This window comes from Streptomyces beijiangensis (genome assembly GCF_017315755.1).
GTDB classification, from domain to species: domain Bacteria; phylum Actinomycetota; class Actinomycetes; order Streptomycetales; family Streptomycetaceae; genus Streptomyces; species Streptomyces beijiangensis.
Genome location: NZ_JAFLRJ010000206.1, coordinates 1 through 10703 on the forward strand (window position 1 = coordinate 1; position 10703 = coordinate 10703).

Below are 10703 nucleotides of genomic sequence, written 5' to 3' on the forward strand. Positions count from 1 at the left end.
ACCATGGTCACCGGCATGACCCTGGTCCAACGCCTCACCCCCCAGGGCCAGTTGAACGAGGGAATGACGCTCGCCGTGACCGCGCTCCTCGGCGGCATAGCCACGGGCTCCGCGACAGCGGGCTGGCTCATCGACCACACCACCCCGTCCACCGCCTATGTCACCCCCGTCGCAGCCGCCGCCCTGGCCTTCCTCCTCGCCTTCCAGCGGACCCTCACCCGCGGGATCGTCGTAGAGGCGGTCAAGTAGGGTTCGTCCGGCCAGTCGAACAAGGGGGTTTCCATGGTGAAGATCACGGATGTCGCACGGCACGCGGGAGTCTCGCCCAGCACGGTGTCGTACGCGCTGAGCGGCAAACGCCCCATCACCGAGGACACCCGCCGCCGTATCGAGGAGAGCATCCGCGAGCTCGGCTACCGCCCCCATGCCGGCGCCCGGGCCCTCGCGAGCAGCCGCTCGAACGTCATCGCCCTGGTCATCCCGCTGCGTACAGGCGTCCACGTGCCCGTCGTCATGCAGTTCGCGGCCTCGGTCGTCACCGCCGCCCGCCGCTACGACCACGACGTACTGCTCCTCACCCAGGAGGAGGGCGACGAGGGTCTGCGCCGGGTCGCGGACACCTCGCTGGCCGACGCGCTGATCGTGATGGACGTCCAGCTCCACGACACCCGGCTCCCCCTGCTCCGAACCCTGGACCGCCCTTCGGTGCTGATCGGCTTCCCGGCCGACCCCTCCGGCCTCACCTGTATCGACCTGGATTTCCGTGCGGCGGGCGGGGCCTGCGTCGACCACCTCGCCGAAAAGGGCCACCGTACGATCGCCCTGATCGGCTCGCCCCCCGCCGTGTACGCACGCGAGACCGGCTTCGCCCAGCGCGTCGCCCAGGGCTTCACCGCGGCGGCCGACGGCCACGGCCTCAGCTCCTCGGTCCACCCCTGCGACCCGACCCCCGCGGCGGCGAAGGAGCTCGCCGGGCGGCTGCTCCGTACCCACCCCGACCTCACCGGCCTGGTGATCCACAACGAGCCTCTGGTCCGGCCGCTCACCGAGGCCTTCCAGGCGATGGGGCTCCGGATCCCGCAGGACCTCGCGCTCACGGCGATCTGCCCCGACGAGACGGCCGAACAGGCGCCCGTCCCCGTCACATCGGTCGCCGTACCGGCGGAGGAGGTGGGCGCGAAGTCCGTAGAACTCCTGATGCGAAAGCTGGAACACGTGCCCGTCCCGCAGTCCACGCTGATCCCGCCCCTTCTGACGCAGCGGGCATCGAGCTGACACTGGCACCGGACAAGACAAAGGCCCCGACTGCCGAAACAGTCAGGGCCTTTACCTTTTGTGCTTTTTACACTGTGCTTTTTTTGCACTGTGCTTTTTACGCTGTGCTTTTTTACAAACATGGGAATTGTGGAGATGGCGGGAATCGAACCCGCGTCCAACGGTGCAGAACCAGGGCTTCTCCGAGCGCAGTTCGCTGCGATTTTCTCGGCCCCGGAGATCTCGCGAACAAGTCTCCGACGGGCCCAGCCACTGTTTGATTTCCCATCGAACCCCGTGACCGGGCTCGGCGGTTTAGTCCCCTAGATTATGCCAGGATCCGGATCGGGAACACTTCCGGGCTGACACCCATTATGGGTCCCTCACTCACTGCTTATTAGGCAGCGAGGGCGAAGGACTGGGAATCGCTCTTAGAATTGGCGATTATTGTTTGCGACATATGGTTAACGAGATCATTGCCGCTTCCTCGGCTCGCTTCCCCTGCCTCGACATCCGCTGTCGAAACCGATCATCCCCATGTTTTTTTATCAAGGTGGTGCCACACCCCTTGAGGTGCAGTCCCCATCGTACGTGACCAACGCATGCCGGTGCCAGCCCATTCCGCCCGGACCGGCGGGCCGGGCGGTCCTACTGGCCCCGCTGCTGCCTGCGTACCGCCGCGACGGCCCGGTTCGTCTCCCGGGTGTCCTGCTTCTCGCGCAGCGTCTGCCGCTTGTCGAACTCCTTCTTGCCCTTGGCCAGCGCGATCTCGACCTTGGCCCGGCCGTCCTTGAAGTAGAGCGCCAGGGGCACGACCGTGTGCCCGGACTCGTTCGCCTTGGACTCCAGCTTGTCGATCTCCAGGCGGTGCATCAGCAGCTTCCGCTTGCGGCGCGCGCTGTGGTTGGTCCAGGTGCCCTGGGTGTACTCCGGCACATGCACGTTGTAGAGCCACGCCTCGTGGTTCTCGATCTGGACGAACCCGTCCACCAGCGAGGCCCGCCCCTGCCGCAGCGACTTCACCTCGGTGCCGGTCAGTACGAGACCGCACTCGTAGGTGTCCAGAATGTGATAGTCGTGCCGCGCCTTCTTGTGCTGGGCGATCAGCTTGCGCCCTGTTTCCTTAGCCATAGTGCGTCCATTTTCGCACTACACCGCAACTTCTTTAAGACGTACCCCCGAGGCCACTCAGTACTGTCTCGGCCCTCGCCTCGGCCCGATCGGTGGCCACCAGGTCGGGGGTGATGCCCTGTCCGTCGACGCTGTGGCCCGCCGGAGTGCGGTAGTGCCCGACGGTCAGTTCGGCCACGGAACCGTCCTTCAGCCTGCTCGGCATCTGCACCGATCCCTTGCCGAAGGTACGGGTGCCGACCGTGATCGCCCGGCCCCGGTCCTGCAGCGCCCCCGTCAGCAGCTCGGCGGCGCTCATCGTGCCGCCGTCCACCAGCACCACCAGCGGTCTTGCCGTGTCGCCGCCCCCCGACGCGTACAGGGCGCGCTGCTTGCCGTGGATGTCGTACGTGGCGACCAGCCCGCCGTCGAGAAAGGCTGAAGCCGCGGCCGTGGCCTCGGTGACAAGACCGCCCGCGTTGCCCCGCAGGTCGAGCAGCAGACCGCCGTCCGACGTGCGGACCGCGTCGCACACCCGCTCGCCCGCGCCCTTCGTGAAGGCGGTGACCTTGATCATCGTGGCGCCGTCGGCAAGGGCTCTCACCGTCACAGCCTCGGTGGAGAGCCGTGCGCGGCGCACCGTACGCGACCACGCGTGGGTGCCGCGCTGCAGTCCGAGTGTCACGGCCGTGCCCGGCGCGGCGGACGAGCCCTTGCCGCCGTCGTCCCCGCGCAGCTGCGAGACGACCTCGGTGACAGGGCTGGCCGTCACGCGATGGCCGTCGATCGTACGGATCAGATCGCCGGCCCGGACCCCGGCCAGGGCCGCGGGCCCGCCGGGCTGGACGGCGGAGACCTCGATGCGCCCGTCGCGCGCGCGCCGGGCGCCGAGCCCGACGCCGGTGTACCGGCCGTCGAGGGCCTGCTCGAACTCCTCGTACTCCCCGCGGTCGTACACCGCGCCCCAGCGGTCGCCGCTGCGGCTGACGACTTCCTCGGCCGCGTCCGTACCGGACTTCCCGTCGGCTTCGGCGTCGGCGGCGGCCTTCTCCAGGGCCTGCGGGGACACGGTCGCCGACGAACCGGACGAAGCGGGCGAGGCGTCGGAGACATTGCGGGTCCGGCCGGACGACGGCGATTTCACGTCGTCCCTGGGCCAGGCGCTGGTCGCGGCGGAGGCGGCGAGCACGCCGGCGAAGACCAATGTCAGGGCCGCCCCGCGGCGGGAGCGGCGGGACCTGGAAGGGAATTCCGGGCCGGACATGGCGACCACTCTAGGCCAACCCCGTGCGCCGTACCGCGTGTTGCCGGTACGCCGCACGGGGCGTCGGTCACACCCTGAGGTACTTGCGGAGCACGAAGGATGCGGCGATTGCCGGCATCAGCACACTGATCGCGAGCACGAGCGGGAACTTGGAGACGACCTCGCCCCAGCCGATGAAGTGGATGAGGTTGAGCTTCTCGTGCAGCATCAGCCCGTGGTCGACCGTGAAGTACCGCCCGGCGCCCAGCAGTCCGCAGGCGAGGAGACCGCCGATCAGCCCGGCGACGGCCGCTTCCATGATGAACGGCGTCTGGATGTAGAAGCTGGACGCGCCGACGAGCCGCATGATGCCGGTCTCTCTTCGCCGGCTGAAGGCGGAGACGCGCACGGTGTTCACGATCAGCATCAGCGCAATGATCAGCATCAGCGCCATCACGTACAGCGCGGCGACCTTCATGCCGTTGAGCAGCGCGAAGAGGTTCTCCAGGATCCCGCGCTGGTCCTGGACCGACTGCACACCGTCCCGGCCGGCGAACGCGGTCGCGATCACCTTGTACTTGGACGGGTCCTTGAGCTTGACGCGGTACGACTCCTGGAGCTGGTCAGGGGTGATGGACGAGGCCATCGGGGTGCCCTTGAACTGGTCCTGGTAGTGCTTGTACGCCTCGTCGCTCGACTCGTAGCTCACCTTTTCGACAAGACCGCTCATCTTGTCCAGGTCGGCCTTGATGGCGGTCTTCTGTGCCTCGGTGACGGCACCCTTGGCGCACTTGGTGAACGTCTCCGCATCGCCCTTGCTGCACAGGTAGATGGAGACGTTGACCTTGTCGTACCAGTAATCCTTCATCTTGCTGACCTGGTCGCTCATCATGAGCGAACCGCCGAACAGGGCGAGGGAGAGGGCGACGGAAACGACGACAGCGAAGGTCATCGTCAGATTGCGGCGGAGACCTACGCCGATCTCCGACAGGACGAACTGGGCGCGCATGGCGTCCTTTCAGTGCTGGTAGCCGTAGACGCCGCGCGACTGGTCGCGTACGAGACGGCCCTTCTCGAGTTCAATGACGCGCTTGCGCATCTGGTCGACGATCTGCTGGTCGTGGGTCGCCATGATGACGGTCGTCCCGGTCCGGTTGATCCGGTCCAGCAGCTTCATGATGCCGACAGAGGTCTGCGGGTCGAGGTTGCCGGTCGGCTCGTCCGCGATCAGCAGCATGGGCCGGTTGACGAAGGCCCGCGCGATCGCCACGCGCTGCTGCTCACCACCGGAGAGCTCACCGGGCATCCGGTCTTCCTTGCCGCCGAGCCCGACGAGGTCGAGGACCTGGGGCACGGCCTTGCGGATCTCGCCCTTCGGCTTCCCGATGACCTCCTGCGCGAAGGCCACGTTCTCGGCGACGGTCTTGTTCGGCAGCAGCCGGAAGTCCTGGAACACGGTGCCGAGCTGGCGCCGCATCTGCGGCACCTTCCAGTTCGACATCCGCGCGAGGTCCTTGCCGAGGACGTGCACCGTGCCGTGACTGGCGCGTTCCTCGCGGAGGATCAGCCGCATGAAGGTCGATTTGCCGGAACCGGAGGATCCCACCAGGAAGATGAACTCCCCCTTCTCGATCTCAAGGGAGATGTCACGCAGGGCGGGGTGGCTCTGCCTCGGGTAACTCTTGGAGACGTTGTCGAATCGGATCACAGGTGCACCACGGTCGGCCGGGAGTAGGTGTGCGTGACCTTACGCGAAGCAGATGCGCCCCCGCAGGCGGCGTATGGGGATGCGTGTTATGTCCCGTAATGGAGCGGCCGATTCCGGCAGGGCGCGCCGTATCGTTCCCGAGCTGGCACAGTGGTATGGGGAACGGTTGCGTTTCCCCGGGCGTTGCACGGAAAGAACCACCCGTAAAGACTGCCCGGCGTCTGTGCCTGTGTTCGTGTCGCGGAAGGAGGAGAGCGGATGACCTACGACCGATTGGTCTGCGCGAACTGCGCGTCACCCGTCAGCGAGGGCCGCTGCCCCGTCTGCCGCGCCAACAGGGAGCGCCTGCAGCAAGAAGGCCCCTGGGGCGGCCTGAGCCCGGTAGCGCTGATCACGCTGCTGGTGCTGCTGGTGGGGGCGGTAGCACTGCTGGCCCACCAGACAGTCTGACGCTCCACTTCTTCACTTCCCCGCTTCCCCCTTACGCAAAAGAGAGGGCCCCCGGCGCCGTGTGGCGCCGGGGGCCCTCTCTCGTACGTACTCCCGCTTGTCTGCTTAGACAGCGGTGCGGTTGCCGCCGGCGAGACGCGGCAGGAACCGGAAGCCGATGCCGCCGGCGATCATGGTGGCGGCACCGATGATCAGGAACGAGGTCTCGGCGGCGCCGGTCTCAGCCAGCTCCTCCTTGGCCTTGCCCTGCTCGACCGGCTCCGAGCCGAGGTTGTCGGTGTTGGTGTTGGAGCCGTCGGTGCACTTGGCGCCGTTGAGGTCGACGGTGCAGGTACCTGCATCGTCGCCACCCGTGGTCGAGCCCGAGCCCGAGGTGGCGGTCGGGTCGGCCGTCGGGTCCGCGGTGGGGTCCTTGGTCGGGTCCTTCGTCGGAACGGTCTCGGTCGGAGTCGGGTCCGGGTCCTCCGTCGGAACGGTCTCCGTCGGAGTCGGGTCCGGGTCCTCCGTCGGAACGGTCTCCGTCGGAGTCGGAGTCGGGTCCGGGATCTCGGTGGTCGACGGCGTCGGCGTCGGCGTCGGCGTCTCGTCCCTCACACCAAGGCCCGCGTCAATCTTGAGCGGACCGAGGTCCACACCGATATTTGCAGCCTGAGCGGCGCCTGCGGCGGTGAGCGAAGCGCCCGCCGCGATCACTGCACCAGCAGCGACCCGTGCCAGGCGGATCCGCGTCTTCTTCGTCATCTGCTTGCTACCCCCAGTAGCTCATCGTCAATGGAGCAGCGTCCGGGGGCGGCAGCGCCAGAAGAGGAGTTGTACCCGTTCCTCGCCGACCACACACGCCCCAGTAATACGCATGCCGCGCGTCAGCCTTCCCGTAAATAAGATGTGCGTCAAGGTCGTTGCGGGCGCAATGCCCGAAACGCCCCTACTTGCCCGTCGTACGGGAATACGACTGTGACGTAAAAAGCGAACTGCCGCCCGTGGGGCGGCAGTTCGCTTATCGACAAAGTTACTCCTACTTCTCCTGCTGCTTGCGCCAGCGAATTCCGGCTTCGAGGAAGCCGTCGATCTCGCCGTCGAGCACAGCCTGCGGGTTGCCGACCTCGAACTCGGTCCGCAGGTCCTTCACCATCTGGTAGGGGTGCAGGACGTACGAACGCATCTGGTTGCCCCAGGAGTTGCCGCCGTCGCCCTTGAGCGAGTCCATCAGCGCCCGCTCTTCCTGCCTGCGCCGCTCAAGGAGCTTGGCCTGCAGAACGTTCATGGCACTGGCCTTGTTCTGGATCTGCGAGCGCTCGTTCTGACACGACACGACGATCCCGGTGGGGACGTGGGTCAGGCGCACAGCGGAGTCGGTGGTGTTGACTCCCTGGCCGCCCGGACCCGATGCGCGGTAGACGTCCACGCGCAGCTCGGACTCGTCGATCTCGATGTGGTCGGTCTGCTCCACGACGGGCAGCACCTCGACACCGGCGAAGGAGGTCTGGCGGCGCCCCTGGTTGTCGAAGGGCGAGATCCGGACGAGGCGGTGCGTGCCCTGCTCGACGGAGAGGGTTCCGTAGGCATACGGAGCCTTGACGACGAAGGTGGTCGACTTGATGCCGGCCTCTTCCGCGTACGAGGTCTCGTAGACCTCCGTCTTGTACCCGTGCCGCTCGGCGTAGCGCAGATACATACGCTGCAGCTGCTCGGCGAAGTCGGCGGCGTCGACGCCGCCGGCCTCGGCGCGGATATTGACCAGCGCCTCGCGCTCGTCGTACTCACCCGACAGAAGCGTCCGTACTTCCATCTCTTCCAGCGCCTTACGGACCGAGACGAGCTCGGTCTCCGCCTCGGCAAGGGTGTCGGCGTCGTCCTCGGCCTCGGCGAGCTCGAAGAGCACGCTCAGGTCGTCGATGCGCCCACGCAGCGCCTCCGTCTTGCGGACCTCGGCCTGCGCGTGCGAAAGCTTGCTGGTGATCTTCTGCGCCGCGTCCGGGTCGTCCCAGAGGGACGGCGCCGCGGCCTGCTCCTCGAGGACAGCGATATCGGCCCTCACCTTGTCGAGGTCCAGGACGGCCTCGATCGACCCCATGGTCGAGGAGAGGGACTTCAGCTCTTCGGAAACATCGACGACTGCCACGGGTCCAGCGTAACGGCTGCTGGTGCGGGCATTCCCCGGACAGCATGATCAAACCGCTCCTGCCCCTGCTCACGCCTGTGCCCCCGGGTCGCCGGCACGTCGGCGACCCGGGGGCACACTCCCCTAAATGCGGGGATCAGTGTCGTAGTCGGCCGGTGCCGCACCAGCACCGAGTTGCAAGGTCGGCGCATCCGGATCACTCGCGGGGGCCAGAACGGACATGGCCTCCTCCGTATCGACATTGTCGACATAGGGGGCGGTGAAGTCCTGCCGCTCCGAGATCCAGGCGTTGGCATTCATCCGGTTCGCGTCGACCGCCGCCGCACACGGAGCGGCATCACCGACGTGGCCACGAAACAAACGCGGAGGGTGACATTCCGGGATTGCTCTGCTTCGATCACAAGATCGACATGCGGGTCCGCGGGCCCGGGGAGAGGCTGGCTGGAGGGGCTGGAAGGAGCATGTGATGAGGCTTCCGATGCTTGGTACAGCCGTTGTTCTCGGGGTTTCCGGGGCCGTCACCCTTGCCACGGTGCTGCCCGCCGCCGCTGCCGATCCCGGTGGGCGCGTGAGCTCGCACGTCGGGCTGAATGTGCACAGCAGTCCGTCGATGTCCGCCCGGGTGACCCGGGTCCTCGCGTATCAGCAGCTCGTGCTGCTGAGCTGCAAGGTCAGTGGGCCCAGCGTCGGCGGGAACAGAGTCTGGTACAACCTCGCCGACGGCGGGTGGGTCAGCGCCCGGTACGTCGACAATCTGTCCGCCGTGCCCACCTGCAACAGCGGCGGGGGCTCCGGTGGGGCGAGGGCTCAAGGGCGGGTCACTTCCCGTACCGAGTTGCATGTGCGGAAGGACGCTTCCACGGCTTCCGCGTACGTGAAGGATCTGAAGCCCGGGTCCATCATTCCGCTCTACTGCAAGAAGAACGGGCAGAGCGTCGGCGGGAACAGCCTCTGGTACATGCTCGGCGACGGAAGCGGATGGGTCTCCGCCCGGTACGTCGACAATTTCAGCATCGTTCCGTACTGCTAGGGCTGTGACGACTGTTTCGTGTCCTGGGGCGCCGAGCCGTCGTCGCCGGACGACGTGGCCAGCCAGCCGCCCACCCCTACCGCCGCCGCGAGCACGATCGCTGCCGCGCCCAGCTTGAGGCGGCGGCGTCGGACGGCTTCGGTCGTGGACTTGTGGCGGGCCGAGCCTGGGCGGCGCTCGGCCGCGGTGCGGGGAGCTCGGGCCGTGCCTCTCGGGCCGCCTGCCAGTTCGTCGGGGGCCGGGACTCGCATGCTCGTGTGGGTGTCGCGGTTGGAGTCGGGGGACGAGCCGGGGACCAACGGGACCGCGCCTCTTCGCGGGGTCGCGGATGTTGCGGCCGTGGGGTGGGGGTCTTCTTCGTACGGCTCGTCTTCCGACGTCTCGTCGTCCGGTTCGTCCACGTCCAGCGGCGGGATGCCCGCCAGGTGCGGGAGTTGCTCGCGCAGGCGGTCGCCCAGTTCGGAGGCGCGCAGGCGCGAGGCGGGGGCCTTCGCCAGGCACTGGACCAGGAGTTGCCAGAGCTCGTCCGGGATGCCGGGGAGAGGAACAACCGTTTCTGTCACATGGCGGCGCAGGACCGCTCCCGGGTGGCCGCCTCCGAACGGCGTGAAGCCCGCGAGGAGTTCGTACAGGACCGTCGCCAGGGCGTAGATGTCGACCGACGCGCGCGGGGGCAGGCCCTCGATGATCTCGGGGGCCAGGTAGTCCGGGGTGCCGATGATTTTTGTGGCGCGGGTACGGCGCGGGGTGTCGATCAGCTTTGCCACGCCGAAGTCCGTGAGGAGGGCGGGGTGCGAGCTGCCGGGACCCAGCGGGCCCTGCATGTCCAGGAGGATGTTTTCTGGTTTTACGTCCCGGTGCACCACGCCCGCCGAGTGCGCTGCCGCCAGGCCGTCCGCGATGTCCGCGACGATCGCCACCGCCGCTTCGGGGCTGAGGCGGCGTTCGCGGTCCAGGCGCGTGCGCAGGTCCGTGCCCCGTACGAGGTCCATGACCAGGGCCAGGTCGTTGCCGTCGACCACCAGGTCGCGGACCGAGACCACGTGAGGGTGGTCGAGGCCCAGGAGTGCCGTGCGCTCCTGTACGAAGCGGCCCACCAGCTCCTGGTCGGAGGCCAGGTCCTCGCGGAGCAGCTTGATGGCGACGGGGCCCTCAGGGCCTTCGCCTAGCCATACCGTGCCCGCGCTGCCGCGCCCCAGGATCTGGTGCGCGGTGTACCGGCTGCCGATTTTCCGTGCCAAGACTGCTCCCTCAGCGGCTGGCGATCGCACCCAAAATACGCGGGTGCTGGGGTGTTCAGTGCCCCGGAAGGCGCCAACCTTCACTTCTGCGGGGGAAATTGCCCCACAGAAGTCGACTTGTTTACAGGGTGGGGGCGGTTTCGCGTCAGTTTCCGGAGCCGGAGCCCGATCCTGATCCGCCGATGCTGGAGATGAAGTCGCTCACCTGGTTGATGATGTCGCCGATCTGCGCGAAGAAGCCCTTCGTCGTGCCGATCCACTCCTGGAGCGGCGTCAACTCCCAGATGAGCCAGGCTCCGACGAAGAGGATCAGGAAGGTGAAGAGGCAGCCCTTGAGGCAGCCCAGGCCCGGGATCTTCATCGGGTTGGCGCTGCGCTGACGCGGCTGGCGCGGCTCGCGGGGTGCGGGTGCCTGGGGTTGTTGGGGCTGCTGCGGGGGCGCGTACTGCTGTTGCTGCGGGCGCTGTTGGGGGCGCTGCTGCTGAGGACGCTGCTGTTGCCGCTGGGGCGGGCGCTGCTGCTGAGCCTGTTGGGGCTGCGGGTAC

The 10703-nt window shown here is 67.5% G+C and carries 11 protein-coding genes, 1 other RNA gene and 2 pseudogenes; 4 read left to right on the forward strand and 10 right to left on the reverse strand.

Translation table 11 applies throughout. From position 1 onward, the window contains the following. Together J0695_RS21775 and J0695_RS21780 are read left to right on the forward strand one after the other, a co-directional pair. Nucleotides 1-249: pseudogene (locus J0695_RS21775) on the forward strand (hypothetical protein); the annotation flags it as partial. 33 nt (nucleotides 250-282) lie between these two features. Then, nucleotides 283-1275: a LacI family DNA-binding transcriptional regulator gene (locus J0695_RS21780; RefSeq protein WP_206963805.1), complete on the forward strand. Its 993-nt coding sequence runs from the start codon at nucleotides 283-285 to the stop codon at nucleotides 1273-1275. Nucleotides 1276-1402: 127 nt separating this feature from the next. Here the strand turns inward: J0695_RS21780 and ssrA are convergent. The 5 genes from ssrA to ftsE all read right to left on the reverse strand — a co-directional run bounded on the left by ssrA (nucleotide 1403) and on the right by ftsE (nucleotide 5315). Beyond that, nucleotides 1403-1791, reverse strand: a transfer-messenger RNA (tmRNA) gene (gene ssrA / locus J0695_RS21785). Between the two features lie 111 nt (nucleotides 1792-1902). After that, the gene (gene smpB / locus J0695_RS21790) at nucleotides 1903-2385 is read right to left on the reverse strand and encodes an SsrA-binding protein SmpB (protein WP_206963806.1); all 483 of its coding nucleotides are present in this window, start codon (nucleotides 2383-2385) and stop codon (nucleotides 1903-1905) included. A gap of 34 nt (nucleotides 2386-2419) precedes the next feature. Further along, entirely contained in the window at nucleotides 2420-3628 is a 1209-nt protein-coding gene (locus J0695_RS21795) for a S41 family peptidase (RefSeq protein ID WP_206963807.1), read from the reverse strand. A 67-nt stretch (nucleotides 3629-3695) separates the two neighbouring features. Next, complete coding sequence (ftsX, locus tag J0695_RS21800; RefSeq protein WP_206963808.1) at nucleotides 3696-4616, reverse strand: permease-like cell division protein FtsX; 921 nt, start codon at nucleotides 4614-4616, stop codon at nucleotides 3696-3698. Between the two features lie 9 nt (nucleotides 4617-4625). Continuing rightward, a complete protein-coding gene (ftsE, locus tag J0695_RS21805) occupies nucleotides 4626-5315 on the reverse strand; it encodes a cell division ATP-binding protein FtsE (protein ID WP_206963809.1) in 690 nt (229 codons plus the stop codon). Between the two features lie 258 nt (nucleotides 5316-5573). Between ftsE and J0695_RS21810 the strand changes: the two genes are divergently transcribed. Next, nucleotides 5574-5765 (forward strand): hypothetical protein, encoded by a 192-nt coding sequence (locus tag J0695_RS21810; protein WP_206963810.1) that lies wholly within the window; start codon nucleotides 5574-5576, stop codon nucleotides 5763-5765. 105 nt (nucleotides 5766-5870) lie between these two features. Here J0695_RS21810 and J0695_RS21815 read toward each other — a convergent pair whose 3' ends face one another. The 3 genes from J0695_RS21815 to J0695_RS21825 all read right to left on the reverse strand — a co-directional run bounded on the left by J0695_RS21815 (nucleotide 5871) and on the right by J0695_RS21825 (nucleotide 8247). Then, nucleotides 5871-6506 (reverse strand): LPXTG cell wall anchor domain-containing protein, encoded by a 636-nt coding sequence (locus J0695_RS21815; RefSeq protein ID WP_206963811.1) that lies wholly within the window; start codon nucleotides 6504-6506, stop codon nucleotides 5871-5873. 274 nt (nucleotides 6507-6780) lie between these two features. Continuing rightward, nucleotides 6781-7887, reverse strand: coding sequence for a peptide chain release factor 2 (gene prfB / locus J0695_RS21820; protein WP_206963812.1), 1107 nt, complete (start codon nucleotides 7885-7887; stop codon nucleotides 6781-6783). A 123-nt stretch (nucleotides 7888-8010) separates the two neighbouring features. Further along, on the reverse strand, nucleotides 8011-8247 hold the full coding sequence (locus tag J0695_RS21825; protein WP_206963813.1) for a hypothetical protein: 237 nt from the start codon (nucleotides 8245-8247) through the stop codon (nucleotides 8011-8013). A 106-nt stretch (nucleotides 8248-8353) separates the two neighbouring features. Between J0695_RS21825 and J0695_RS21830 the strand changes: the two genes are divergently transcribed. Beyond that, on the forward strand, nucleotides 8354-8917 hold the full coding sequence (locus J0695_RS21830) for a hypothetical protein (RefSeq protein WP_206963814.1): 564 nt from the start codon (nucleotides 8354-8356) through the stop codon (nucleotides 8915-8917). Here the strand turns inward: J0695_RS21830 and J0695_RS21835 are convergent. Both J0695_RS21835 and J0695_RS21840 read right to left on the reverse strand, forming a co-directional pair. Beyond that, nucleotides 8914-10158: a serine/threonine-protein kinase gene (locus J0695_RS21835; RefSeq protein ID WP_206963815.1), complete on the reverse strand. Its 1245-nt coding sequence runs from the start codon at nucleotides 10156-10158 to the stop codon at nucleotides 8914-8916. The genes J0695_RS21830 and J0695_RS21835 overlap by 4 nt on opposite strands. 145 nt (nucleotides 10159-10303) lie before the next feature. Beyond that, nucleotides 10304-10703, reverse strand: a pseudogene (locus J0695_RS21840) (serine/threonine protein kinase); the annotation flags it as partial.